Source organism: Lutibacter flavus, from assembly GCF_900188355.1.
Lineage (GTDB): Bacteria > Bacteroidota > Bacteroidia > Flavobacteriales > Flavobacteriaceae > Lutibacter > Lutibacter flavus.
Genome location: NZ_FZNX01000001.1, coordinates 1,272,203 through 1,299,167, shown reverse-complemented (window position 1 = coordinate 1,299,167; position 26,965 = coordinate 1,272,203). Strand labels below are relative to the sequence as shown.

The window sequence follows — 26,965 nt, the reverse complement described above, 5'->3', positions numbered from 1 at the left end:
ATTTTAAAGTGTTTTGCAATAGTTTTTAATGAATTATTTTTAACTTTTATGTAGTTTTAATAGTAGACTTCAAATTTGTCAAAATTCTTTTTATGATTTAATTTTTTGGCTAAAATATTTAAGGTATCTGGAAAAATGTCTTTTTTCCGTTTTATTAGAAATATTGGTTTATCAGAAGCAAGTTTTAATAAACGCTCTCTTTCGCTATTTTCAAAATAATTAATTAAATGTTTTTTCCATTGATCATTCGTTTCAAATTGGACTTCTCTTTCTGTTGTATATTTTCCGTGATTAATTGTGGTAATATCTTTATTTAAATAGAAGGATAAAGATGGTAGTAAATAATTGTAAACAACTACTTCGTTTTCAATTTGGGAATTATTTTTTATGAATTCAGCAAGCGGTTTTACCGAGTTTATTTTAAGTTCATTTTCTTTAAAAATAAAATCTGAGGATATAATAATTGAAACTATAAAAACAACACCTAAAAATGCCGGTTTTAAAAAATTGGTATTCAAAATTTTAGTTTTTAAAAGGGAAGCAATTATCCCAAAAAAAACAAAAACTAAAAATGAATAAAATCGATTTATAGTAAGCTCTATATTTAGAAACGATGCTATAAATAATGCTGCAGTTACAGTTATAATTAAAACATAATAAAAATTAGAAATTGACTTCATTGTTTTTTCAGAACATAAACTTAAATATCTCGCAGAAAAAATTGCCAGAATAAAGTACAAAGGCAATACATATAAAATCAATTTTGAAGTGGAGATTGAAAGAAGAATAAATAAAGTTAAGAAAGTAATTATTAATAGAAAGTCAGTCTTTTTTTGTTTCAAAATAGTTTTTATGTTCTTTTTGAAATAAAAAATAAAATAGAATAACCAAGGCATCCCTACTAAAGGCATTAAAAATATATAATACCAAATTGGCTTTCCTCTTTTAAAATTATTTTCAGAAATTCTTTCAACTAGTTGATTGTTAATAAAATAATCAAATAATCCGTCGTTTTTGTACATCACAATAAGGTACCAGGCTGCAGAAACTAACAGAAATAAAATAAATCCTAAAAATTGATGAATATTTGCTTCAATTTTATTTTTATGTAAGATTTTATAAGTAATTACAAATGTTACTGGAATCATAAATCCAACAGGTCCTTTTGTTTCAAAAATTAATCCTAAAAAAAAGTAAAATAAATAGAGATTATAAGGTTTTAAATGCGTTTTGTATTGTAACCAGAAATAAATTGAAGCTAAAATAAATGTTGTTAAATAAGCATCCGTTGTTAAAGTTCTAACAGCAATCACTGTTATAGGAAATGAAAAATAAATTAGTAAAGCAGCTACTGCTATTTTCTCACTTTTAAACAGTTGCAAGGATATTTTAAAAACTAAAACTAGTTGTAAAACTAACCCTAATTGCATAAAAAAACGCGCTCCAAATTCATTTATGCCAAATATTTTATAACCCAGTGCTGTTAAATAATAAGTTACGGGAGGTTTGTGCAGGTGTTTTATTCCTAATAAAGTTGGATTTATATAATCTCCACTTATTACCATTTCTCTTGCAATTTCGGCATATCTGGCTTCGCTACTTTCAGTTAAACCCCAATTTCCGAGCTTAAAAATGAGTAGGATAAAAATAATACCTAATAAAATGTATAATTTGTTTTTCAAAATAAAATGAAAACTTATTAAACCTGCTTTCTTAAAATTAAAATATTTCTAAAATAAATTACAGATCCCATTAAATGACCTATTAAAAGTACGGGATCTTTTCTTAAAATAGCATAAATTAATATCATAATTGAGCCAATTAAACTCAATAACCAAAAACCAAAGGGTAAAGATGACTCTTTATTTTTTTCTGAATATAACCATTGATACACAAATCGAAGGGTGAAAATAATTTGTGCAATACTTCCCCAGATAAGTAACCAAACTGGTATTGCATCATTTCTAAATAATTTATCAATATCATAGGTGTTGTTATTGTAAGAGTAAACAACTAAAAGTACTGGGAATATGTATAAATATAAACGTAAAACTTTGGGAGCTTTTTGCCATTCGCCTTGTAATTGTAAATTTCGGATATAAATAAAATAGGTAAGGGCTTGTCCTAACATAATTGAAAAATCATCTCGTAAATAGCCATAAATAAACAATAGAAAAGAGGCAACTAAACTTAATTTCCAAAATAGAGAAGGAGTTAATACTTTTTTACTTTTTTCTGATAAAATCCATTGCAATATTAGCCTGCCAGAAAATAATAACTGTGCAATAAAACCAACGGTATAAATGATCCAACTACTCATTAACCTTTTTTAGCAATTTTGTAATTAACATATTTTTTTTTCATCCATAAATAAGCGAAACAATCTAATAACGGACCTAAAAGTCGGTTCCATAAACCATATTTTGCTTCACCAGCAATGCGCGGGAAATGTTGTACAGGAATTTGTTTTATGCTGCCATTTTGTAATAAAATCATTGCAGGTAAAAAACGGTGTAAGCCTTTAAACATTGGGATCTTTTTAGCGTATTCAGTTTTTATTATTTTTAACGGACAACCAGTATCATCCATTCCATCATGTGTAAATGCACGCCTAATTCCATTTGCAATAGTTGACGACATATTTTTAACAAACGAATCTTTTCTATTTGCTCTAACACCAGTTACTAAATCAAATTCTCCACTTTCTGCTAAAAGTAGATTAAAATCTTCTGGAGCAGTTTGTAAATCGGAATCTATATAGCCAACCAATTCGGTATCAACAGTATTAAAACCAGCTGAAATTGCAGCACTTAGTCCACAGTTTTTTTCAAATTGTATAAAAGTGAAGTCAGAATTATTAGCGCAAATTTCTTCAATTAACTCTTGACTTTTATCTTTACTTCCGTCATTAACAAATAAGATTTTGGTTTTTTTGGTTGCTATTTTAATATAGTTCGAAAGTTCTTGTTCAACACGTTTTAAATTGTCTTCTTCGTTATAAACAGGAACAATTATAGTAAATTCGTAACTCATTATTTGTTAAGTGATTTAGTAATACTTTAACTATTTTATTTAAAGGTGTAAATTTAAAATATTTATTTCGATAAAAATGCAACGCACAAAATAATGTTTCGTCTTTAGTAATAGAAGTAACCAACTTAATGAGTAAAACAGTTTTTTTGAATAACCAAATTGTTGAAGATTGCAAGCTAAACAAGTCTAAAGCTCAAATGCAATTATATGATATGTATTGCGAGGCAATGTTTACAATTGCTAAACGATATGTAAAAGATAGTTTTATAGCTGAAGATATTATGCAAGAAGCTTTTATTAAGGTGTTTAAAAATATTAAAAGTTTTAAAGGTGAAGTTACCGTTGGCGCCTGGATAAAAAAAATTGTAATTAATCAATGCATAGATTATTTGAAAAAGAAAAGAATTGAATTGGTTTCAATTGACGAAGCGAAACTGACAATTGCAGATGAAAATGATTGGAATGTGAATGAAGAAGTAACTATTAGTATTGTTACTTCTGCTATTAACAACCTCCCTGAAAAATACAAAATCGTTTTGAATTTGTATTTAATTGAAGGGTACGATCATCAGGAAATTGCACAAGTTTTAAACATTACTGAGGTTACTTCTAGATCACAGTTAATGCGAGGTAAAAACAAGTTGAAAAATCATTTAAAAGAGTATAAATATGCCTAAGGATTTAAGAGAAATGTTACAAGAAGAAATAAAAGGCACGGGCAAACTTTCTAATAATCACAGAAGTAATTTTGAAGCGAAATTACAGAAAGAATTGCATAGCACTAAAAACAAAAACTATCAATTTTTAAAAATAGCTGCTTCTTTTTTAGTGATAATTGGGCTGGGTTCATCTATTTTTTATTTTTCAAATAGCACAGTAACAAATACTGCAGAAAAGGTTCAAATAGAAAGTTTAGGCAGTATTTCACCTGAACTAAAGAAAATAGAAAATTATTATTTAGTTAGTATTAATTCAGAAATATCAAGCCTGGAAGAAACTAAAGAAAACAAAGAGTTGTTAGATGGTTATTTTGAAAAAATAAGTGAATTAACAGAAGATTATAAGTTACTGACTAAAGAGTTAAATGAAGAAGGATTAAATGAGAAAACAATAAATGCTTTAATAGACAATTTACAACTTCGTTTAAAATTATTGTATCAACTTAAAGAACAACTAAACGAATTAAAAAATCTTAACACATCAGAAAATGAAAACATACAAATATAGATTAGTAGTTTTTTTAATATTACTTACTGTACTAGCACAAGCTCAAACTTTCGACAAAAAAATTGAAGAAAAATTTAAAGTGAATTCAGATGTCGAAATTGTTATAAATGCTTCAAATATGGATGTAGATATTGAAACTTGGAATAGAAATGAAGTTTCTGTAGAAGCAGTAATGGAAGTTGAAGGTGTAGATAAAAAAGAAGCTGAAAAAATCTTAAAGAATTGGAAATTCGAAGCTTTAGGAAATAAAAGTAAAGTAAAAATCACATCGTTATCAAACAATATACATTATGAATTTAATCATGATTTTGACTTTGATTTTGATCACGACTTTGATTTTAATTTCGATTTCCCTGAAATTGATGTAGAGATTCCTCATTTTGAAATGCCCGAAATGCCTGAATTTCCAGAGATGCCCGAAATGCCAGAGATGCAGGAATTTGAGTTCGATTATCAAGCATATAAAAATGATTCTACCTATTTAAAGAATTATAAAATGAGAGTGGCAGAAGGTGTCGAAAAATTTAAAAACAGTAATTGGAAAAAGAATTTTGACTCATTAAGAAATTCCCCTGATTATAAAAAGAAAATGAAGGAGTTTAAAGAGGCTGGTGAAAAAATGACAAAAGAATTAAAAGAGTCAAAGTGGTTTAAAGAAATACAGGAATTACAAAATTCTGAAGAATTTAAACAACAAATGAAAGAAGCCAGAAAAGCTGCTGAAGAAACGAGAATACACCTTCTTAAAAATAGAGATAAAATTTTAGAACAAGCTAAAATGGCTAGTGAAGCTAGAAAGGCTGCAATGGAAGAACTTAAACGAATGAAGAAGGATGGGAAATTGGATTCATTACATAATTACCACGAAAATAAATTAGATTCATTGCATAATTACAGTGAAAACATCTATTTTAATTATAGTACCGATAAAAATTCTAAAGTTAAAATTAAAAAATACTTAAAAATTAAAGTCCCTAAAAAAGCGACTTTCAATTTAAATGTTCGTCACGGAAAAGTTACTATTCCAGAATCTAATAAAAAAATATCTGCAAATATGTCCTATGGAGATTTTGTAGGTGGAACTATAACTGGAGATAAAAATGAATTGAATTTTACCAATTCTCCAGTAATAATTGGTTCTTTAATCTCAAGTAATATTACATTAAAAAATGTTCCAAACGCTGAGTTTGGAACATTTGAGAATGTGAACTTATTTTCAAATTCATCAGATGTTGTTATAGATGAAATAGGAATGGATGTTGCTTTAAGTCAGAAATTTGGAAATATAATGGTGAAAAATATAATTCCTTTATTTAAAACCCTTAGTTTGAATTTAGATTATACCAAAGCAACTGTTCCATTAGAAAAATTAGAAGCAAATTATAATTTAGATACTAATAAAAGTAGATTAAATATTGCATCTAAAGACTCTGATTTTTTACAGAATAAATTCATGAATATTCTTAAAAAAAATGAAACAAGCATTAATGGTTCATTTAGTTCAAGTGTTAAAACAAATAATTTAATTAAGTTAAAATCTAATTTTAGCACAATAAATATTATTTAACTTCACGTTTTTAAGGATTTATAAAATATATTTTCTTCTTTTTTTATACTTCAAAATACGCTGAAGTATAAATTTTTCCGTTAAAGATTTGTTGTTATCTTTACAACCTTAAAAACAAACAAATTTTAATGGAATTATTTAAATCAAATCAATTAAAAATATATAACTCTTTAAGTAAAACTAAAGAAGTTTTTACACCTATTGTTGAAGGCAAAGTTGGAATGTATGTATGTGGACCAACTGTTTACAGCAATGTGCATTTAGGAAATGTTAGAACCTTTATGTCCTTTGATTTGATATTTCGTTATTTAAAACATTTGGGTTACAAAGTGCGTTACGTACGTAATATTACCGATGCTGGTCATTTAGAAAATGATGCTGATGCCGGTGAAGATAGAATTGCAAAAAAAGCAAGGTTGGAGCAAATTGAACCAATGGAAGTAGTACAACGTTACACAGTTGATTTTCACGAAACACTACAAAAAATAAATAATTTACCACCAAGTATTGAACCTACAGCAACCGGACATATTGTTGAACAAATTGTAATTATTAAAGATTTACTTAATAAAGGTTTGGCTTATGAAATAAACGGTTCGGTTTATTTTGATGTTTTAAAGTATAATGAAACTGAAAATTACGGAATTCTTTCTGGAAGAAAAATTGAGGATTCTATTCATAATACGCGTGAGTTAGACGGACAATCAGAAAAGAAAAACCCGCAAGATTTTGCACTTTGGAAAAAAGCAGATGAACGTCATATTATGCGTTGGCCTTCACCTTGGAGCGATGGTTTTCCTGGTTGGCATTTAGAATGTTCAGCAATGAGCACGAAATATTTAGGTGAAACTTTTGACATTCACGGTGGTGGAATGGATTTAAAATTTCCACATCATGAATGTGAAATTGCCCAATCAAAAGCTAATAATGGTGTAGAACCTGTTAATTATTGGATGCACGCCAATATGTTGATTCTAAATGGTCAAAAAATGGCTAAATCAACAGGAAATTTTATTTTACCTAATGAAATATTTTCAGGGAATAATAAAATTTTAAGTAAAGCATTTTCTCCAAGCGCAACACGTTTTTTTATGTTGCAAGCCAATTACAGAAGTATTTTAGATTTTACAAGTTCTGGTTTGGAAGCTTCAGAAAAAGGTTATATAAAATTAATGGAAGCTATAAATAATTTAGATAATATTGAGGCAGGAAAGGAATCATCGTTGGATATTAAAGCTTGGAGACAGAAATGTTATGATGCTATGAATGATGATTTTAATAGTCCGGTTTTGATAGCTAATTTATTTGAAGCTGTTAAATTCATCAACTTATTAACTGAAAAGAAAGCAGCTATTTCTTCAGAAGATTTACAAGAATTTAAAACAACTATTAACGCTTTTGTGTTTGATGTTTTGGGTTTAAGAAACGAACTGCAAGAAGATAGTTCAGATAAGCTTTCTGGAGTAGTTGAAATGCTAATAGGAATGCGTAAAGATGCTCGCGATAACAAGGATTGGGCTTTATCAGATAAAATTAGAGATGAATTGGCTGATTTGGGGATTCAATTAAAAGATGGAAAAGAAGGAACAACTTTTTCAATAAATTAATTTGAAAAGTTTTACAAAAATATTAGCAATTCCATTTATTTGGTTGGTACGTTTTTATCAAGCTGCAATTTCACCGTATACGCCGTCTGCTTGCAGGTATACACCAACGTGCTCAAGTTATTCTTTAGAAGCATTGCAAAAACATGGTGTTTTTAAAGGTGGCTGGTTAGCTATTAAAAGAATAGGCAGTTGTCATCCTTGGGGAGGAAGCGGTTACGATCCCGTTCCTGAAAAAGAAGATTTAAAAAAGTGATTTTTAAAAAAATAGTTCAACAATTAAATTTTATATTTACCTACTAAAATATTTTTAAATGATTTTATTACAAATAGATTGGAATCCAGCACCAGAAATTTTTAAAATTGGTTCTTTTGCACTCCGTTATTATAGCTTAATGTTTGTATTTGCATTTATGTTTGGCCTATATATAATGAAGAAAATATTTTTAAATGAAAAAATTTCAATTGAAAAGTTAGATTCCCTTTTTATTTATGCAGTAGTTTCAATATTAATTGGTGCACGATTAGGACACTTTTTATTTTACGACCCAGAGTTTTTAATAAGAAAACCTTTGGAAGTTATTTTGCCATTTAAATTTTCTCCAAAATTTGAATTTACTGGTTTTATGGGTTTAGCAAGTCATGGGGCTGCAATTGGAATAATTATAGCTATGTATTTATATAGTAAAAAGGTGCTAAAAAAACCTGTTTTATTTATTTTAGATAGACTTGTAGTACCTAGTGCTTTGGGAGCTGCATTTGTAAGATTTGGAAATTTAATGAATTCGGAAATTATTGGAAAACCAACAAACTCTGATTATGGTTTTATTTTTAGAAGATTGGGAGAAGATTTTCCACGTCATCCGGCGCAATTATATGAATCAATTAGCTATTTAGTAATTTTTGGAATTTTGATGTTTGTATACTGGAAAACTGATAAAAAACAAAAATCAGGATATATTTTCGGTTTGTTTTTTGCATTACTTTGGACAGTTCGATTTTTTGTTGAATTCTTTAAAGAAGCACAAGTTGAAGGACGAGAAGATTGGATTTTAGGCTTAAATACAGGCCAGGTATTAAGTATCCCACTAATATTGGTTGGATTGTATTTTATGTTTAGAAACAATAATTCAAAATAGAGATTAAAATAATATATTAAAAAAGCCCATTGATTTTTCAATGGGCTTTTTTGTTATTATAAATTAGGACTAGTTTTTCTTTCTAACAGAACCAGAGCCAGCTGAATTTGATTTTACTATGTCCGGATCTCCTGAGTAAATAATATTACCAGAACCAGCTATTTTTGCGTGAATTTCGTTAACAGCATTGATTTTTATATTACCAGAACCAGCTATTTTAGCTTTTGCAATTGAGGCTTTTAGATCGGATCCATTTAAATTTCCAGAACCTGCAATGCTACAAGAGAATTCTTTAGCTTTTCCATTTAATTTAATGTTTCCAGAACCTGCAATACTCGAGTCTAAATCACTTGTATCTACATTTAAATCTATGTTTCCAGAGCCAGCTAAACTTAACTTTAGTTCAGAGGACTTAATAACATCAGTTGTATAAACATCTCCAGATCCTGCAAGAGAAACGGCTTTGATGTCTTCAAAAGGAACAGTAATTTCAATAGTTTTTCTTGATCTAATATTATAGCCTTTTTTAGGCTTAATTTCTAAATTACCATTTTTTACTTCGGTAACAATATATTCCATTAAATTTTCATCAGCTTTAATAGTAATTTTACCTTCATTTCCTTTATATAATTTCACATCAAAAGATCCAGAAACTCCAATTTTATCATAGTCACCAACAGATCTTGTTTTTGTTATAATATCACCGTTTCCATTAATTTTTTTGTTGAAAAATTGTGCATTAATACTAGTGCTAATTATTAAAAATGCAATTACACTTGCAATTGTTTTAATTGTAAAAGGCTTGCTTTTTTTAGTGCGATTTTGATTTAAAAAATTCATAGTTTAGTTTTTAGTTGTTAAAAAATGTGATACTTCCGTAGCTTGATTTTATTGTGATATTTCCATTAGAATTGGCAGTATTATAATAACCTTCATAATATTTTGAAGTAGATTTAACTATTTCTTTATTAAAAGTGAAGCCGTTTCCATATTTAAAACCGCCATAACTTAAAGTAGCAGTTATATTAAAAGAGGTATCTGGATTAACCCCAAATTTTAATTGAGTATAAGATGATTCAACTTTTAATTGGCTAATATTAGGTCCTATTTCATTAATTTTTAAAGATCCATAATCCATGTCAAAATTTCCAGACCCTCTTAATTTCCCAACAGCTGTATGCATATAATCGCTGTTTCCACTTAGATTTCCACAATCTTCAATTTTTAAATCACCATAATCACAGTTATAATCTAATGTAGTTAGCATTCCAAAAGAAATGTGTGAATAATCAGCATTTAATTTAGTTCTTCCAGCTTTTTCAATGTGTAAAGTAGAATAATCGGCATTTATATCTCCATCTTTCATAAATTCAATTTCTGATTTATTTGTGTAATCAATGTTAATACTGTTACTTGAATTTAGCAATTCACCAATAGTTAATCTACCATAATCACAATCAATTTTAGACTTGCCTTCAAGTTTATCCAAACTTATTCCACCATAATCATTAGTTAAATCAACGTTGTTGGTTACTGGCATTTTAATTTTATAATTAATTTCCATATTCACATTGTTGCTCTTTCCCCAAAAACTCCAGGAGTTAGAACTTTTTCCAATGTTAGTTTTAGCGGAAACATAATTAGAACTTGCGCTAAAATCCACATCAATTTGCTCTAATCTTCTTTCAACTTTTTCTTCATCATTTCCATTGGTAGTAATTGTAACTTCTATTTCAATGGTATTTTCATTCCAGGAAATAATATCAATATTTCCATATTTATTTGTAACATTTAAAGTTGCATTATTATCAACTGTAAATTTTTTCGAAATTACTTTTTTCTTAGTGTATTTTCCATCTCTTTCAGTAGCAGAAGAAATGAAAGGGACTAGAAAAAGAAAAAGTAATATTTTATACATATGTTTCATTTTTTTGTGTTTTTAATTGTTTAAATTCTTCTATTTGAGCTAATAAACCTTGTAAAACATCAATCCGTTGTTGAAAATTTGAAATCATTGCAAAAATAATTCGTTTTTCATCTGTACTTTCTTTGAGCTCTAAAGTAAGTGATTGATATTCTGTTTCAAGTTTATTTAATTGTAAAAGAGCGTCTTTTATTAAATGCTCTGTGTCGCTATTTCGTTCTATTTCAATAGCCTGAAGTTCTTTTTCTATAACACTTACAAAGTAACTTTGGGTTTCTTTCATTTCTGGAGAAAGCTCTGCTAATTCCATACCTGAATTTGTTAATGAAGAACCAATCCAAATTCCAAAAAATAAGATAAAAGAAGCTGCGATTGCTATAAAATAAAAAAGGTTATTTCTTTTATTTGAATCTAAATCAGATCCTTTATTAAGTTTTGTTTGAAATCGCTCAAAATGTCCAATTGTTGGTTCTTCCAGATCAAACTTTCCTTCTAAATCTTTAAATATGTTATCTAAATTGTTTTTCATGTTGTTGTGAAAAAAGTTGTCTTAATTTATTTTTAGCTCTTGAAATAGTAGTTCTACTGTTTTGGTATGAAATTTCCATAATTTGAGCTATTTCTTCGTAATCATATCCTTCAATCAAATTTAATGTTAAGGCTATTTTATAATTACTTTTTAATTGTTTTATTTTATTTAAAATATCACTTGGTGATATTGAATTATAGTCTTGAGATCCCTCATTTTCTACATTGCTAATTGTTACTTTGTCAATTGGAACAGTATCAAGTCTTTTACTCTTTTTTAAAGCTGTAATACTATTATTAATTACAATTCTTTTTAACCAAGCTCCAAAAGTTACTTTTCCACTAAAAGAATCCAATTTTGTAAAAGCAGCTAAAAATGATTCCTGCATAATGTCCTCTGCTTCAAAACTATCATTTACAATTCTTAAAGCTGTATTATACATAGCTTTATAGTATTGTTTGTATACTGCAAATTGAGCCGATTTATCTCCGTTTTTACATTGTTCAATTAAACTGTTGCTATGTTGATTCTCTACTTTCAAAATCGATTTCTATTAAAAAGACATGACATTTTTAGAACTGTTACACTTTTATTTAAAATTACAAAAAATTAATTATTTCCTTAATTCTTATTTGGCACAACAATTGAAATTTACTCTATGAAAGTGTATTTAAGTATAATTTAAATCGCTGCAAATCAAATAAATAACGTGATTTTGTTTTTAAATATTTATTTAGTGTAAATTTTTAAATGACAAAATGACCAAATTATAGACTATGAGTAAATCGAAATTTATAAATATAGACAATCTGTCATTACAGAACATATTAGATGAAGATGCTGATTTAATTCCTTTAATGACTCCTGAAGATGAAGAGGAAATAAATAGAGAGGATGTTCCTGAGATTTTACCAATATTACCTTTACGTAATACTGTGTTATTTCCAGGAGTTGTAATTCCTATTACAGCTGGGCGTGATAAATCTATCCAATTAATAAAAGAGGCTAATAAAGGCAATAAAATTATTGGTGTGGTTGCGCAAAAAAATGAAGGAATTGAGGATCCAACAAATAAAGATGTATATAAAGTAGGAACCGTTGCTCGCATTTTAAGAATGTTAAAAATGCCTGATGGAAATACAACTGTAATTATACAAGGAAAAAAGCCTTTTGAAATAGATAGTTTTGTACAGGAAGAGCCTTATTTACAAGCGACTACAAAACCAAGAAAAGAAGATAGATCTGAAGAAAATGAACCTGAGTTTGAGGCAATTATTGATTCTATTAAAGAAATGGCGATTCGTATTATTAAGGAGAATCCAAATTTACCTTCTGAGGCTTCTTTTGCTATAAAAAATATTGAAAGCAAACCGTTCTTAATCAATTTTGTTTCTTCTAATATGAATTTAAAAGTAGAAGAGAAGCAAGAACTTTTAGAAACTGAGAATTTAAAAGAAAGAGCGCTACTTACATTAAAGAAGATGGATGAAGAATTGCAACGATTAGAGTTGCGAAATGTAATCCAGTCAAAAACACGTACTGATATGGATCAGCAGCAACGTGAATATTATTTGCATCAACAATTAAAAACAATTCAGGAAGAATTGGGAGGTGTTTCTTATGATGAAGAGTTGGATGAAATGCGCGAAAGGGCAAAAACAAAAAAATGGAGTCAAGATATACAGGAAACGTTTGATAAAGAATTAGGACGTTTGCAACGTATGAATCCACAAGTTGCTGAATATTCTGTACAACGAAATTATTTAGATTTGTTATTGGACTTACCTTGGAATGAATATTCTGATGATCAATTCGATTTAAAACGTGCTCAAAAAATATTAGATAGAGACCATTTTGGTTTAGAGAAAGTAAAAGAAAGAATTATTGAGCATTTGGCTGTACTAAAGTTAAAAGGAGATATGAAATCACCTATTATTTGTTTGTATGGTCCTCCGGGAGTTGGTAAAACATCTTTGGGAAAATCTATAGCAGAATCATTAGGAAGAAAATATGTGCGTATGTCTTTAGGTGGAGTAAGAGATGAAGCCGAAATAAGAGGGCATAGAAAAACATACATTGGTGCAATGCCAGGAAGAATAATTAAGGATCTTAAAAAAGCCGGCACATCCAATCCAGTTTTTGTGTTGGATGAAATAGATAAATTAGCAACATCTAGCCATAGTGGAGATCCGTCTTCAGCAATGTTAGAAGTTTTAGACCCTGAACAAAATACTTCTTTTTACGATAATTATTTAGAATTAGATTATGATCTTTCTAAAGTATTGTTTGTGGCGACAGCAAATAGTTTATCTACTATTCCTTGGGCTTTAAGAGATAGAATGGAAATTATAAATGTTTCGGGATATACAATTGAAGAAAAAGTTGAAATTGCGAAACGTCATTTATTACCAAAACAATTGAAAGAGCACGGTTTAACTTCGGAGCACATTCAAATGGGTAAAAAGCAACTAGAAAAAATTGTAGTTGCATATACACGTGAATCTGGGGTTAGAGGTTTAGAAAAGCAAATTGCAAAAATGGTGCGTTTTGCTGCAAAATCAATTGCGATGGAGGAGGCTTATGAGGTTAAAATTACCAATGAAGTTATTGAAAAAGTATTAGGACCTTCACATTTGGAGCGTGATAAGTATGAAAGTAATGATGTTGCTGGAGTTGTAACAGGTTTAGCCTGGACAAGTGTTGGGGGTGATATTTTATTTATTGAATCTATTGTTTCCAAAGGAAAAGGACTTTCAATTACTGGGAATATTGGAAAAGTAATGAAAGAATCTGCTACTATTGCAATGGAATATATTAGAGCTAATGCACAAGATTTTGATATTAATCCTAAAATTTTAGATGAATATAAAGTTCATATTCATGTTCCGGAAGGAGCAACGCCTAAAGACGGACCAAGTGCAGGCGTTGCAATGTTAACATCTTTAGTTTCTGTATTTACACAGCGTAAAGTGAAATTGAGATTGGCAATGACAGGTGAAATTACTTTAAGAGGAAAGGTGTTACCTGTTGGTGGTATTAAAGAAAAAATATTAGCCGCAAAACGTGCAAATATTAAAGAAATACTTCTTTGTAAAGACAATGAAAAAGATATATTAGAAATTAAGGAATCCTATTTAAAAGGACTTAATTTTCATTATGTTTCCGATATGAAAGAGGTAATTGATATTGCCTTAACAAAGCAAAAAGTAAAAAACGCTAAGAAGTTATTATAATAAAAAAAGCAGCCAATTGGCTGCTTTTTTTATACGTTTCTAATATCTATAATTTTACCGTTTTTGAGTTTTCCTTTAGAATCTAATTGATAAATTTTCTCGGCAACTTGCTTTGGTGTAAACAATTCACCATGCTCGTAAAAATCTATAAAACGTTGAACGGATTTAAAATTTTCTTTAGGAGTATTACGTGCTTGTGCCTGCATATCTGTATCAACAATTCCAGGATAAATTGAAATAATTTTAACACCGTTTTTAATCTTTTTTTGTTCTTTAGATAGCACTTTTGTCATCATATCTAAACCAGCTTTTGATGAACAATACATAGACCAACTTTCATAAGGGTTTATTGCCGCACCTGAAGAAATATTAATTATCTTCTTTTTACATTCCCAACCTTTAGTTAGTTTTATAAATAACGAGTTTAAAATTAATGGGGCAATTAAATTCACTCTAATTGTATAAGCAATTTCTTCTGGAGAAATATTTTCTATGGTATTTACATTTCCTAAATCACCGGCATTATTAAATAGTGTTAATGTTTTTGTAGTACTATTATCTAAATGAGAAAATATTTCATTTACAGTATCTTCAATAGTTTCAGATTTACTTAAATCACATTGGTATTGTTCAACTGAATATAATTTTTCAATTTTACTTCTTGATATTGAAATAACTCGATATCCTTTTTTATGGTATTCTTTGGCAAGACCATATCCTAAACCTTTATTTCCTCCTGTAATAATTACAATTTTTTCCATAACAATTTATTGTTTTTTAAAAGCGCTTTCATATAAATTCACCCAGTTTTCAACAGTTATTTTCTGCATTAATTGTGCAATTAAATCAAAAGGAATTTCTTCAGCTTTTTTAAAGCGAATGCAGCTTTTTCCCATATCTAATTTACGTTTACAATGTTTAGGGTATTCACTAACAAACCAATCTAATAACTCTTTATTAGCATAAATACCCATATGATATAAAGCAATAAAATTCTTTTGTGAAGCTATGTTTGTAAAAGGGAGCGGTAAACTTGTGTCACAGTGATAACCATTTGGATATAAGCTTTTAGGTACTACGTATCCAATCATTCCATAACTCATTTGTTCTTCAAAACCTTTTGGAATATTGTTTAAAATAGTTTCTCTTAATTTATTGAAATACGGAATTCTGTCTTCAGGAATTTGAGAAATATATTCTTCGGGAGCGTTAGCTTTATATTGCATAGCGTGAAATTGAGTTTCTATGCTAAGTTATAAATTATTTATAAAACTTTTTAGATTCATTCCAAAATACATCCATTTCTTCTAAGGACATTTCATGTAATGACTTATTAATTTTTTTGGCTTCTTTTTCAAGATGTTGAAAACGATTTATAAACTTTTTATTGGTTCGTTCTAAAGCATTTTCAGGATTTACTTTAATAAAACGTGCATAATTAATCATTGAAAATAAAACATCACCAAATTCAGCTTCAATCGCATCAGTATTTCCTTTTTCAATTTCAGCATTAAGTTCTGCTAATTCTTCTTGAACTTTTTCCCAAACTTGTGCTGGTTTTTCCCAATCAAAACCAACGCCAGCAACTTTATCTTGTATTCTATTCGCTTTTACTATTGCCGGTAATCCTTTTGGAACTCCTTCTAAAACAGATTCTTTACCTTCCTTTAGCTTTAGTTTTTCCCAGTTTTGACTGACTTCTTCATCATCTTTAACAACAACATCTCCATAAATATGAGGATGACGGTAAATTAATTTTTCGGAAATTTCGTTGGCAACATCAGCAATATCAAAAGTATCGGTTTCAGAACCAATTTTTGCATAGAAAACAATATGCAGTAAAACGTCACCTAATTCTTTTTTGATTTCTTCTAAATCATTATTAAGAATGGCGTCGCCTAGTTCATAAGTTTCTTCAATAGTTAAATGGCGTAAAGATTGAAAAGTTTGCTTTTTATCCCAAGGACATTTTAAACGCAACTCATCCATTATGTCTAATAATCGGCCAAATGCTTGAAGTTGTTGTTCGCGAGTATTCATAATTATTTACTTTTGGATTTAAATGAAATTAATCAAAATGAAATAATTAATTGTAAAGTTTCTTACATCATTGATTTATCGTCATTAAATACACACCATTCCTTTACAGGGATTTTCCAATCGCCGTATTTGAATGTTAAGTATTCTGATGTTAATTGTGGTACATAATAGTTGTAATTTTGAAAAATTAGAGTTTTATATGAATTACAAAGGTTATAAGGAATTACTTGTACTTGATCACCTACTTTACAATATGTTTCATCTTCTATTTTATATCTAATAAAAATTTCCAAACAAACATTTCCTTTTAACAATCCAAAAAAATATTTATTTCTAATTTTTATAACCCTAATATTATTAATTGAGAAATAATAATTATTTTTTTTAAAATATCTTACTTTTACTCTTTTATTAGCTTTTTTAAACTTTTTAATTAGTTCTTTTAGAGCTAATTCATCAGGGCCAGGATGCATCATTGAAATATCTAAATCATCATCCCAAGGTAACAGCCTATTTTCTCTTACAAGACCTAATAAAGTTCCTCCATCTAACCAATAGTTAATTTTGCAACTTTCAATTATTTTAGCAGAAAACTCTAGTAATTCCAGAGCTTCCACCTTATTTTTTTTAGTAAGAGTTATGTTATAGGCCACCAGTTAAGAGCTCTCTTCAACTTCATCTTCCACTTCTTTAATTGCGGTGAAATCGAAATTTTTAGATGCTAATAAATTATACCACTGCAATACTTTTTTAATGTTTGAAGTGTAAACACGTTCTTCATCAAAATTTGGTAAAATTTCTCTAAAATATGAAGTTAAAACTTTACCATTTTCTTTGTGGCTAATTGCTTCTTTACCGTTTTCTTTTTCTCCAATACTTTTAAAAATAATTCGCAAAGGAATTTCTTCTTCATAGGTATAAATTGCAATTTCATTTAGTGCGCTAATATTATGAGTAACGGTAACAGGTATTTTTTTTCCGTCTAATAAAGATTCAACAATAATACCACCTTTAGATTGTGCTTTAATTTCATACAATCCCGGTTTTCCATTCACAGATACAATATCTTTTAATTCCATATATTTATTTTCTTTTTAGCATTGGGAACTTCATTCTATAATCAGCTTTTACAATTCCCTTAGTAATATTTTCTAATTTCTTTTTTAATAATCGTTTTTTTAAAGATGAAATTTTATCAGTAAATAAAACGCCTTCAATATGGTCGTATTCATGTTGAACAATTCTGGCTGCAATGCCATCTATAACATCAACATGTTTTTCAAAATTCTCATCTAAATACTCAATAGTTACTTTTTCCTCTCTAAAAACATCTTCTCTAATATCAGGAATACTTAAACAACCCTCATTAAAAGCCCATTCATCTCCTTCTTCTTTTAATATTTTAGCATTTATAAAAACCTTATCGAAATTAGATAAAAATTCTCGTTCATTTTCTTCTAATTCTTCATCTTCACTAAAAGGTGTAGCGTTGATAATAAATAATCTAATAGCTTTTCCAATTTGAGGTGCAGCTAAACCAACACCTTGTGCATTCACCATTGTTTCTCTCATGTTATCAATAAGTTCGCCTAGATTAGGGTAATCCTTATCAATATCAACTCCTACTTTTCTTAAGACAGGATCTCCATATGCTATAATTGGTAATATCATTTAATTTTTTTTGGTTTGCAAAATTACAAATAATCAGGCTATATGTCAAAAGATTATATAATTATTAACAAATTGTTTATTTGTTATAAAGGTAAGATTGCAAAATTAATGTAGCACTTATTTCATCTATTAAAGCTTTATTCTGGCGTTGTTTTTTCTTCAATCCGCTATCTATCATCGATTGAAATGCCATTTTTGAAGTAAAACGTTCATCTATTCTTTTTATTGGAATCTTAGGAAAAGTTAAGCTCAGTTTTTCTACAAATGGCTTAATAAATTGTTCACTTTCACTTTCTTTATTATTCATTTGTTTAGGTTCTCCAACAATAAATAATTCGACATTTTCACTTTTTAAATATTCAGTTAAAAAGGAAAAAATATTTTTTGTGGCAATGGTTGTAAGTCCGGAAGCTATAATCTGAAGTTCATCAGTTACAGCAATTCCAGTTCTTTTTTCACCATAATCAATAGCTAAAATTCGTGCCAATACGTTAACATTATTTATAAAGTTGTGCAAATTTACGCATTTTGGACGAAATACTATTTTAAGTTTTATATTTGCGTAAATAAAGAATTATAAAAGGAACATGAAAGCAATTAGAGAGATTATTGAAAAAGCTTGGGATAATAGAGAGTTATTAAAAGAAGAAATTACACAAAATACAATTCGTGAGGTTGTAAATTTATTAGATAGTGGAACTTTACGTGTTGCCGAACCTATTGAAGGTGGCTGGCAAGTGAATGAATGGGTAAAAAAGGCAGTTGTGCTTTATTTTCCAATTCAAAAAATGGAAACTATAGAAGTTGGTATTTTTGAATATCATGATAAAATACCTTTAAAAAGTGGTTATAAAGAAAAAGGGATTAGAGTTGTACCTCACGCAGTTGCACGTCACGGTTCTTATATTTCTGCAGGAACTATTTTAATGCCGAGTTATGTAAATATTGGAGCTTATGTAGATGAAGGAACAATGGTTGATACTTGGGCTACTGTAGGTAGTTGTGCTCAAATTGGAAAAAATGTTCATTTAAGTGGAGGAGTAGGTATTGGTGGTGTTTTAGAACCATTGCAAGCAGCGCCAGTAATTATAGAAGATAATGTATTTGTTGGTTCTCGTTGTATTGTTGTTGAAGGTGTTAGAGTTAAAAAAGAAGCGGTTTTGGGAGCAAATGTTGTTTTAACAATGAGTACTAAAATAATTGATATAACGGGTGATGAACCAGTTGAAATGAGAGGAGAAGTTCCTGAACGTTCTGTTGTAATTCCAGGTAGTTATCCTAAAAAGTTTAAAGCGGGAACTTACAGTGTTCCTTGTGCTTTAATTATTGGAAAAAGAAAAGAAAGTACAAATAAAAAGACGAGTTTAAATGATGCACTTCGTGAGAACGATGTTGCCGTTTAAAAATTAACTATTAATTAAAGCTCCAACAAATGTTGGAGCTTTTTTTTGCATCTTACTTAACGATTTTAAAATGTTAACATAATTAAAATTTAATATTCTATTTTTGTATTTTATAATTGAAACTTAAATTTATAATACATTGAAGATTATTATTTTAGCCGCAGGTATTGGATCTAGGCTTGGAAATCCTTTTCCAAAACCATTAACTCCACTAAAAGATGGAGAAAGTATTATGGCTAAACAGCTAAAAAACATCTCAAAATATTTTGATATCAATGATGTAACAACGGTTGTAGGATTTAAAAAAGATTTAATAATGGAACGTTTTCCTGAAGTAAATTATGTTTACAATCCGTTTTTCGATCAAACAAATACTTCAAAAAGTTTACTGCAGGCATTAAAAAAACATAAAGGTAAATCAGTATTATGGTTTAATGGAGATGTTGTTTTTGATGAAAAATTACTTTCTGTTTTAATTGATGATATTAAAAAAAACAACTCTTTTATAGCTGTAAACACCTTAAGTGTTGCAGATGAGGAAGTTAAATACACGCTTAAAGATGGTTTTGTAAATGAGCTTTCTAAAGAAGTGAAAAATGGTTTAGGTGAAGCAGTTGGAATTAACTTTATTTCGAAGAAGGATTTAGATATTTTTATTTCTCAATTGGAAAAATGCGATGCCAATGATTATTTTGAGAAAGGTTTGGAAAATGGAATCGCTCAGGACAATTTAAAAATCAAAGCCATAGATATTTCAAAATACAATTGTATTGAGGTTGATTTCGAAGAAGATTTACAAAATGCCAACAAAATAGTTTAGATTTTGAAAATAGTACTTTTTTGTCAGAATCCTTATGCTTTTGGAATTTTAGAACCTATTATGCAGGTTTTAAAAGAAAAGGATTATGAGTATTTGTGGTTTGTAAACGAACCTATAAAAGATAAATTTCCTTTTAAAAACGAGCCTTTTACTTCTAACATGAACGAAGTAAAAGAATTTAAAAGCGACGCTATATTTGTTCCTGGAAATGAAGTTCCTTACTATTTACGTGGATTAAAAGTTCAAATTTTTCACGGATTTGCAGGAGAGAAAAAAGGCCATTTTAGAATTCGTCATTATTTTGATTTATACTTAACTCAGGGGCCATTTTTTACTCGAAAATTTTTAGAACTAAAAAAGAAATATAAAGATTTTGAAGTTTTAGAAACAGGCTGGCCTAAAATAGATATTTATGGGAAAGAATTGCATAAATATGATTCAGAAAAAACAGCATTATTAAGTAAGTATGATGCCTGTAAAATTGTGTTATATGCACCAACTTTTTCTCCATCATTAACATCAGGTGGTTTTTTAATTGATGAATTTAAAGAACTTGCTAAAAATAAAGAATATTTAATTTTGGTAAAGTTTCACGATTTAATGTCAGTTGAATTGATTGAAAGTTACAAACAATTGGCTACTGAAAATGAAAATATTATTGTTGAAGAAGAACGAAATATCATTAAGTTTTTATTAATGGCTGATATTATGATAAGTGATACATCTTCTGTTGTTTATGAGTTTTTATTATTGGATAAACCAGTAATTACGTTTAAAAGTAGCTCAAAAAATATTCAATGGGATGATTCCAAAGAATACAAAAACCTTTCAGACAAAATTAAATCGAACTTAACAGAAGATAATTTTAGAGAGCAAAGACAACAAATTGTTTCAGAATATCATCCATATAACGATGGTAAGTCAGCAGAAAGAATGGTTGAAGCAGTTTCTATTTATATTATTGAAAATGGAGTGCCGGAAAAGAGAAAATTATCATTTTTACGTCGATTAAAAATTCATAAAATATTTGGAAAATAGGAATGATTACATCAGAAATAAATAGTGCGTTAAAAGTATTGAGGAGTCAACAAATTTTGTTGTACCCAACGGATACGGTTTGGGGAATTGGTTGTGATGCAACTGATAAAGAAGCGGTTGCAAAGGTTTTTGAAATTAAAAAACGTTCCGAAAGTAAAAGCTTGATTATATTGGTAGATGGAATTGAAATGCTCAAACAGTACATTCCTTCAGTTTCAAAAAATTTAATTGAATTATTAAAAACTTCAAAAAATCCAACTACAATTATTTATAACAATCCTATTGGTCTGGCAAAAAATGTGGTTGCTGAAGATAATACCGTAGCTATTAGAATTCCAGAGAATGAATTTTGTAAGCAACTAATTACTGCTTTTGGAAAACCTATTGTTTCTACTTCGGCAAACGTGAGCGGAAACCAAACACCAAATTGTTTTAAAGAAATTGATACTGCAATTTTGGATAGCGTAGACTATATTGTAAATTTGCAACGCGAAAAAGTGAATGATAAATCATCTACAATTTTAAAAGTAGCTGATAATGGGGAAATAATAGTTCTTCGCAAATAATTTAAAACAAAACCGAAGTTTATAAAGTAAAAAGTTTTCGTCAACCTGAAACGAGTTCAGAATGACGTTCTTAATATTTTTAAGGACTTTGATATTAGAAAATATGTCAGATAGCAAAACATACAAAGGTGCATTATCGCATCCAATTTTTGAATATATTTCAAAAGCTTCGAAAAATTTACAGCTAGATTCTTATGTAATTGGAGGTTTTGTACGTGATTATTTTTTAAAAAGAGGAACGCCAAAAGATATTGATATTGTTGCTGTTGGCAGTGGAATAGAGTTGGCTAAGGAAGTTGCCAGATTATTACCTAAAAAACCAAAAGTAAAGGTTTTTAAAACCTATGGTACTGCGATGTTACGTTATAGTGATATTGAAATTGAATTTGTTGGAGCGAGAAAAGAATCTTATAATGAAGATAGCAGAAATCCTGTTGTCGAAGATGGAACTTTACAAGACGATCAAAACAGGAGAGATTTTACCATAAATGCGTTGGCTTTAAGTTTAAATAAGGACAATTTTGGAGCATTATTAGATTCGTTTAATGGTATTAAAGATTTAGAATCTAAGATTATTAAAACTCCTTTAAATCCAGATATTACGTATTCTGATGATCCTTTAAGGATGATGCGTGCAATTCGTTTTGCATCACAATTAAATTTTATAATTGAAGAGGAATCTTTAAATGCAATTACTAGAAATGCTGAAAGATTAGACATAATTACACGAGAACGAATAATTGATGAATTGAATAAAATTATACTGTCTGATGTTCCTTCTGTTGGCTTTTTATTGTTGCATAAAACTAAATTGTTAGAACGTTTTTTACCTGAATTAACAAATTTACAAGGTGTTGATGAGGTTGAAGGTCAAAAACATAAAGACAATTTTTATCATACCTTGGAAGTGGTGGATAATATTGCCAGAACAACTGATGATTTATGGCTTCGATGGGCTGCATTATTACACGATATTGGAAAAGCACCAACTAAAAAATTTGATAAAAAGGTTGGTTGGACATTTCATAGTCACGAATTTGTTGGATCTAAAATGGTCTATAAATTATTTAAAAGATTAAAAATGCCTTTAAATAATAAAATGAAATTTGTTCAAAAGATGGTGTTTTTAAGTTCTAGACCAATTGTTTTGGCCTCAAATGTTACGGATGCTGCGGTTAGACGCTTGGTTTTTGATACTGGTGAGGATATCGATAGTCTAATGACTTTGTGCGAAGCGGATATTACTACAAAAAATCCAGTTAAATTTCAGAAATATCATAACAACTTTAAAATTGTTAGAGATAAAATTAAAGAAGTGGAAGAACGTGATCACGTTCGTAATTTTCAACCACCAATTTCTGGAGAACTAATTATGGAAACTTTTAATTTAAAACCTTGCCGTGAAATTGGACAGATAAAAGATGCTATTAAAGAAGCCATTTTAGATGGAAATATTGCCAATGATTATGACGAAGCCTATGCTTTTATGCTAAAACGTGCTGAAAAATTAGGGTTGAAAAGAGAATAACTTAAAAAGACAAACGCAAATATTAAAGCAGAAGTGAACTCTAAAGTGATTGCATTTCAACTAATTTTTTATAAACGTTATTATTTGCAATTAGTTCATTGTGAGTTCCTTGTTCAATAATTTTACCTTTTTGTAAAACCACAATTAGATCGGCTTTTTGAATCGTAGAAAGTCTATGTGCAATTACAACCGAAGTTCTATTTTGCATCATTTTTTCTAAAGCATCCTGCACCAATCGTTCAGATTCTGTGTCTAATGCTGATGTAGCTTCATCCAAAATCATAATTGGAGGATTTTTTAGAACCGCACGCGCAATACTTAATCGTTGTTTCTGACCACCAGAGAGTTTATTTCCACTATCTCCAATGTTAGAATCGTATCCATTAGGCATTTCTTTAATGAATTCATGAGCGTTTGCAATTTGGGCAGCAGCCAATATTTCCTGGTCAGTTTTATTGTCAATACCTAATAAAATATTACTTTTTATAGAATCGTTAAATAAAATGGAATCTTGAGAAACCAATCCTTGTAAATTTCGAAGCGATTTTTTTGTAATATCTCTAATATCAATACCATCAATTTTTATGGTACCCTCATTTACATCGTAAAAACGAGTTAATAAATTTGCAATGGTTGATTTCCCACTACCAGATTGGCCAACAAATGCAACTGTTTTTCCTTTTGGGATTTCTAAAGAAAAATCTTTTAGAACATATTCATCTTCATACTTAAAAGTAATGTTTTTCAAACTAATTCCAGAATCAAAACTCACTTTGTTAAGTGCGTTTGGCTTGTCAGCTAAAGGGGATTTTGTATTTAATATTTCCAATACTCTTTCGGCAGCAGCATCACCTTTTTTAACTCCGTAAACTGCTTTTGATATTGCTTTTGCAGGAGTTAAAATATTGTAAGCTAATCCCATAAAGACAATAAATGCATCGGGGGCTAAAGTTTTTTCTACTAAAACTAATGAACCACCATACCATAATAAAATGGCAATTACGCCAATACCTAAAAACTCACTCAGCGGTGATGCTAAATTTTGTCTGTTTAATAATGAGTTTGAAAATTTATAAAATCTAGAAGTTGAATCTTTAAATTTTGTATTAAAATAGCCTTCAGCATTAAAGCCTTTTATAACTCTTAAGCCACCCAAAGTTTCTTCTAAAATTGATAAAAACTGCCCTTGTTCTTTTTGAACCTTATCGGATTGTTTTTTTAATTTTTTACCAACTAAGGAAATTACAAACCCAGCTATTGGAATAAAAATAAAGACAAATAGTGTTAACTGCGGGCTTAATGCCAACATAGCAATTATAGTAAAAAGAATCATTAATGGTTCTCTAACTATTAATTCTAAAATAGATAAAAATGAATGTTGAATTTCTAATACATCAGTAGAAATACGAGCAATTATATCTCCTTTTCTTTTTTCAGAAAAGTAGGCTAGGGGTAAATCAACAGTTTTTTCATACAGATCATTTCTAACATCTTTTAAAACGCCATTTCTTAAAAAAGTAATAAAGTACATTGCTAAATAGCCAAAAATATTTTTCAATAAAAAGGTACTAATTATAATTACAATCATAAATAATAAGGCTTTTAATTCACCCTCATTATTTACTTTTTGAGTAATAAAATAATTGATAGAATTTTCAATATAGTCTCCTAATTTAGTAATTCCGCTATAAACTGGTGGAGTATTAATTGGCTCAGCACTTTTAAACAGCACCTTTAACATTGGCATTAACGAAACAAATGCTAAAGTTCCGAAAAGGGCATAGAAGATGTTACTAATAATGTTAAAAAAACCGTACATTTTATACGGTTTTGCATATACTAATATTTGCCTAAAATATTTCATTAATTATTTAATTGGTTAAGCCTTAGAATTAGTTTAGTTTCATTTCAACAATAATACGTTGAATTTTGGCGTCTAATTCAGCTTCAACTTTTTTAGCGTTTTCAACAGCGTCTAAAGCTCCTCTAACACTAAAATAAAATTTAATTTTTGGTTCCGTACCACTTGGTCTGGCAGCAACTTTTGTTCCATCAAGAGTTTCATAAATTAAAACATTTGATTTTGGAATATCAATAGATTGAACTGTATTTGTTATTAAATTAGTTTTTGTTGATGCTTCATAGTCATAAACAAAATTCACTTTTGAACCATCAATTTCACTCACTGGATTTTTACGTAAATCAACCATCATTTGAGCAATTTGTTCTGCTCCATCCATTCCTTTTCTAACTAAAGAGATTAAATGTTCTTTGTAGAAATTATTATCAACATAAATTTGCAATAATTCTTGATACATAGAGCTGCCATTTTCTTTTGCATTTGTTGCTATTTCACAAGCTAATAATGTAGCAGTTACAGCATCTTTATCGCGTACAAAATCACCAACCATATAACCGAAACTTTCTTCTCCACCACCAATAAAATCTTGTTCACCTTCAGCTTCACGTACCATTTTTGCAATCCATTTAAAACCTGTTAAACCAACTTTAGTTTCAACTCCATAACTAGATGCAATTTCATTTACTAAATTGGTTGAAACAATTGTAGATCCAACAAATTGATTTCCATTTAGTTTACCTTCTTTTTTCCAGTTTTTAATTAAGAAGTTCGTCATTAAACACATTGTTTGATTCCCGTTTAATAACTTCATGTTTCCTTCTAAATCTCTAACAGCAATTCCTAATCTATCACAATCTGGATCGGTACCTATAACAATATCAGCCCCAATTTTATCAGCTAAATCTGTTGCCATTTTTAAGGCAGCAGGTTCTTCAGGATTAGGTGAAACAACTGTTGGAAAATCTCCATTTGGTACTCTTTGTTCTTCTACTATGTTTACATCATTATATCCAGCTTTTCCTAAAGCATCAGGTACAGAAACAATTGAAGTTCCATGTAATGAAGTAAAAACAACTTTTAAATTTTCTCTTCCTTTAATATCAAAAGTTCCATTTTTAACTGAAGCATCAATAAAAGCGTCATCAACTGTTTTTCCAATAACTTCAATTAAATCTTCATTTGCATCAAATTTAATTTCAGAAAAATCTAAGCTATTAACTTCATCAATAATCTTATTATCGTGTGGAGGAACTATTTGTCCGCCATCATTCCAATAAACTTTATAACCGTTATATTCTGGTGGATTGTGAGAAGCTGTTAAAACAATACCAGCATCGCAGCCTAAATGTTTTACTGCAAATGAAAGTTCAGGTGTTGCACGTAAATCTTCAAAAAGAAAAACTTTAATACCGTTTGCCGAAAGCACATCTGCAACAATTTTTGCAAATGATTTACTGTTATGTCTACAATCAAAAGCTATAGCTACTTTAAGCTGTTTATTAGAAAAAGTTTTAATTAAATAATTAGACAAACCTTGTGTAGCTTTTCCTAATGTATATTTATTAATACGGTTAATCCCAGCACCCATAATACCTCGCATTCCTCCAGTACCAAATTCCATATCTTTATAAAATCGATCTGCTAACTGATCTTGATCGGTATCAATTAAATGTTGAATTTCTTGCTGAGTTTCACTATCAAAAGTGTCAGTTAACCAAAGTTTTGCTTTTTCTAATATTGTAGTCATAGTATAATATATTCTAATTTTATCGCAAAAATACT

28 protein-coding genes are annotated in these 26,965 nt (G+C 29.0%); 12 read left to right on the top strand and 16 right to left on the bottom strand.

Annotation, left to right across the window (positions count from 1 at the left end):
- Window positions 1-56: 56 nt before the first annotated feature.
- Genes CHB63_RS05730 through CHB63_RS05720 form a run of 3 tightly spaced genes read right to left on the bottom strand, consistent with a single transcriptional unit; the run spans window position 57 to window position 3,033 of the window.
- On the bottom strand, window positions 57-1,682 hold the full coding sequence (locus CHB63_RS05730; protein WP_089377441.1) for an ArnT family glycosyltransferase: 1,626 nt from the start codon (window positions 1,680-1,682) through the stop codon (window positions 57-59).
- A 17-nt stretch (window positions 1,683-1,699) separates the two neighbouring features.
- Window positions 1,700-2,320 carry a lipid-A-disaccharide synthase N-terminal domain-containing protein gene (locus CHB63_RS05725; RefSeq protein WP_089377440.1) on the bottom strand — a complete coding sequence of 207 codons (621 nt, stop codon included), beginning with the start codon at window positions 2,318-2,320 and terminating at the stop codon, window positions 1,700-1,702.
- Window positions 2,320-3,033 carry a glycosyltransferase gene (locus CHB63_RS05720; protein WP_089377439.1) on the bottom strand — a complete coding sequence of 238 codons (714 nt, stop codon included), beginning with the start codon at window positions 3,031-3,033 and terminating at the stop codon, window positions 2,320-2,322. Before CHB63_RS05720 ends, CHB63_RS05725 begins: the two co-directional genes overlap by 1 nt.
- 128 nt (window positions 3,034-3,161) lie before the next feature.
- Here CHB63_RS05720 and CHB63_RS05715 point away from each other — a divergent pair, with 128 nt between their 5' ends.
- From CHB63_RS05715 to lgt, 6 genes are all read left to right on the top strand, one after another.
- A complete protein-coding gene (locus CHB63_RS05715) occupies window positions 3,162-3,710 on the top strand; it encodes an RNA polymerase sigma factor (protein ID WP_089377438.1) in 549 nt (182 codons plus the stop codon).
- Entirely contained in the window at window positions 3,703-4,260 is a 558-nt protein-coding gene (locus CHB63_RS05710) for a hypothetical protein (protein WP_089377437.1), read from the top strand. Before CHB63_RS05715 ends, CHB63_RS05710 begins: the two co-directional genes overlap by 8 nt.
- Entirely contained in the window at window positions 4,241-5,827 is a 1,587-nt protein-coding gene (locus tag CHB63_RS05705) for a hypothetical protein (RefSeq protein WP_089377436.1), read from the top strand. The genes CHB63_RS05710 and CHB63_RS05705 overlap by 20 nt, the downstream gene beginning before the upstream one ends.
- A gap of 128 nt (window positions 5,828-5,955) precedes the next feature.
- Window positions 5,956-7,434 carry a cysteine--tRNA ligase gene (cysS, locus tag CHB63_RS05700; RefSeq protein ID WP_089377435.1) on the top strand — a complete coding sequence of 493 codons (1,479 nt, stop codon included), beginning with the start codon at window positions 5,956-5,958 and terminating at the stop codon, window positions 7,432-7,434.
- Window position 7,435: 1 nt separating this feature from the next.
- A complete protein-coding gene (yidD, locus tag CHB63_RS05695) occupies window positions 7,436-7,687 on the top strand; it encodes a membrane protein insertion efficiency factor YidD (RefSeq protein WP_089377434.1) in 252 nt (83 codons plus the stop codon).
- A 58-nt stretch (window positions 7,688-7,745) separates the two neighbouring features.
- Window positions 7,746-8,570 (top strand): prolipoprotein diacylglyceryl transferase, encoded by an 825-nt coding sequence (gene lgt, locus CHB63_RS05690; protein ID WP_089377433.1) that lies wholly within the window; start codon window positions 7,746-7,748, stop codon window positions 8,568-8,570.
- Window positions 8,571-8,639: 69 nt separating this feature from the next.
- Here the strand turns inward: lgt and CHB63_RS05685 are convergent, their stop codons facing one another.
- From CHB63_RS05685 to CHB63_RS05670, 4 genes are read right to left on the bottom strand one after another with little or no spacing between them, the layout of a single operon-like run.
- Window positions 8,640-9,410 carry a head GIN domain-containing protein gene (locus CHB63_RS05685; protein ID WP_089377432.1) on the bottom strand — a complete coding sequence of 257 codons (771 nt, stop codon included), beginning with the start codon at window positions 9,408-9,410 and terminating at the stop codon, window positions 8,640-8,642.
- Between the two features lie 10 nt (window positions 9,411-9,420).
- Window positions 9,421-10,488, bottom strand: coding sequence for a hypothetical protein (locus CHB63_RS05680; protein ID WP_141107268.1), 1,068 nt, complete (start codon window positions 10,486-10,488; stop codon window positions 9,421-9,423).
- Window positions 10,481-11,023, bottom strand: a complete 543-nt coding sequence (locus CHB63_RS05675; RefSeq protein ID WP_089377430.1) for a hypothetical protein — start codon at window positions 11,021-11,023, stop codon at window positions 10,481-10,483. Before CHB63_RS05675 ends, CHB63_RS05680 begins: the two co-directional genes overlap by 8 nt.
- A complete protein-coding gene (locus tag CHB63_RS05670) occupies window positions 11,004-11,564 on the bottom strand; it encodes an RNA polymerase sigma factor (protein ID WP_089377429.1) in 561 nt (186 codons plus the stop codon). Before CHB63_RS05670 ends, CHB63_RS05675 begins: the two co-directional genes overlap by 20 nt.
- A 235-nt stretch (window positions 11,565-11,799) precedes the next feature.
- Between CHB63_RS05670 and lon the strand changes: the two genes are divergently transcribed.
- Window positions 11,800-14,256, top strand: a complete 2,457-nt coding sequence (gene lon / locus CHB63_RS05665) for an endopeptidase La (protein WP_089377428.1) — start codon at window positions 11,800-11,802, stop codon at window positions 14,254-14,256.
- A 29-nt stretch (window positions 14,257-14,285) separates the two neighbouring features.
- Here the strand turns inward: lon and CHB63_RS05660 are convergent, their stop codons facing one another.
- The 7 genes from CHB63_RS05660 to ruvX form a co-directional block, all read right to left on the bottom strand.
- On the bottom strand, window positions 14,286-15,017 hold the full coding sequence (locus CHB63_RS05660) for an SDR family NAD(P)-dependent oxidoreductase (RefSeq protein ID WP_089377427.1): 732 nt from the start codon (window positions 15,015-15,017) through the stop codon (window positions 14,286-14,288).
- Window positions 15,018-15,023: 6 nt separating this feature from the next.
- Complete coding sequence (locus CHB63_RS05655; RefSeq protein WP_089377426.1) at window positions 15,024-15,482, bottom strand: DUF1801 domain-containing protein; 459 nt, start codon at window positions 15,480-15,482, stop codon at window positions 15,024-15,026.
- Between the two features lie 34 nt (window positions 15,483-15,516).
- Complete coding sequence (gene mazG, locus CHB63_RS05650) at window positions 15,517-16,296, bottom strand: nucleoside triphosphate pyrophosphohydrolase (protein WP_089377425.1); 780 nt, start codon at window positions 16,294-16,296, stop codon at window positions 15,517-15,519.
- A 62-nt stretch (window positions 16,297-16,358) separates the two neighbouring features.
- Window positions 16,359-16,913 carry a LicD family protein gene (locus CHB63_RS05645; protein ID WP_176420260.1) on the bottom strand — a complete coding sequence of 185 codons (555 nt, stop codon included), beginning with the start codon at window positions 16,911-16,913 and terminating at the stop codon, window positions 16,359-16,361.
- Between the two features lie 39 nt (window positions 16,914-16,952).
- Entirely contained in the window at window positions 16,953-17,375 is a 423-nt protein-coding gene (locus CHB63_RS05640) for a DUF5606 family protein (protein ID WP_089377423.1), read from the bottom strand.
- 4 nt (window positions 17,376-17,379) lie between these two features.
- On the bottom strand, window positions 17,380-17,967 hold the full coding sequence (gene def / locus CHB63_RS05635; RefSeq protein ID WP_089377422.1) for a peptide deformylase: 588 nt from the start codon (window positions 17,965-17,967) through the stop codon (window positions 17,380-17,382).
- A 76-nt stretch (window positions 17,968-18,043) separates the two neighbouring features.
- Window positions 18,044-18,454, bottom strand: coding sequence for a Holliday junction resolvase RuvX (gene ruvX / locus CHB63_RS05630; protein WP_089377421.1), 411 nt, complete (start codon window positions 18,452-18,454; stop codon window positions 18,044-18,046).
- 100 nt (window positions 18,455-18,554) lie between these two features.
- On the opposite strand from ruvX, the gene CHB63_RS05625 reads away from it, so the two are divergent.
- The 5 genes from CHB63_RS05625 to CHB63_RS05605 all read left to right on the top strand — a co-directional run bounded on the left by CHB63_RS05625 (window position 18,555) and on the right by CHB63_RS05605 (window position 23,322).
- On the top strand, window positions 18,555-19,370 hold the full coding sequence (locus tag CHB63_RS05625; RefSeq protein WP_089377420.1) for a 2,3,4,5-tetrahydropyridine-2,6-dicarboxylate N-succinyltransferase: 816 nt from the start codon (window positions 18,555-18,557) through the stop codon (window positions 19,368-19,370).
- A gap of 139 nt (window positions 19,371-19,509) precedes the next feature.
- A complete protein-coding gene (locus tag CHB63_RS05620) occupies window positions 19,510-20,190 on the top strand; it encodes a phosphocholine cytidylyltransferase family protein (RefSeq protein ID WP_089377419.1) in 681 nt (226 codons plus the stop codon).
- Window positions 20,191-20,193: 3 nt separating this feature from the next.
- Complete coding sequence (locus CHB63_RS05615; RefSeq protein ID WP_089377418.1) at window positions 20,194-21,228, top strand: CDP-glycerol glycerophosphotransferase family protein; 1,035 nt, start codon at window positions 20,194-20,196, stop codon at window positions 21,226-21,228.
- Window positions 21,229-21,230: 2 nt separating this feature from the next.
- Window positions 21,231-21,794 (top strand): L-threonylcarbamoyladenylate synthase, encoded by a 564-nt coding sequence (locus CHB63_RS05610; protein ID WP_089377417.1) that lies wholly within the window; start codon window positions 21,231-21,233, stop codon window positions 21,792-21,794.
- Window positions 21,795-21,897: 103 nt separating this feature from the next.
- Window positions 21,898-23,322 (top strand): CCA tRNA nucleotidyltransferase, encoded by a 1,425-nt coding sequence (locus tag CHB63_RS05605; protein ID WP_089377416.1) that lies wholly within the window; start codon window positions 21,898-21,900, stop codon window positions 23,320-23,322.
- Between the two features lie 40 nt (window positions 23,323-23,362).
- On the opposite strand, the gene CHB63_RS05600 is transcribed toward CHB63_RS05605, so the two are convergent.
- The gene (locus CHB63_RS05600; protein WP_089377415.1) at window positions 23,363-25,186 is read right to left on the bottom strand and encodes an ABC transporter ATP-binding protein; all 1,824 of its coding nucleotides are present in this window, start codon (window positions 25,184-25,186) and stop codon (window positions 23,363-23,365) included.
- Window positions 25,187-25,214: 28 nt separating this feature from the next.
- A complete protein-coding gene (locus tag CHB63_RS05595) occupies window positions 25,215-26,930 on the bottom strand; it encodes a phospho-sugar mutase (RefSeq protein WP_089377414.1) in 1,716 nt (571 codons plus the stop codon).
- Window positions 26,931-26,965 lie beyond the last annotated feature (35 nt).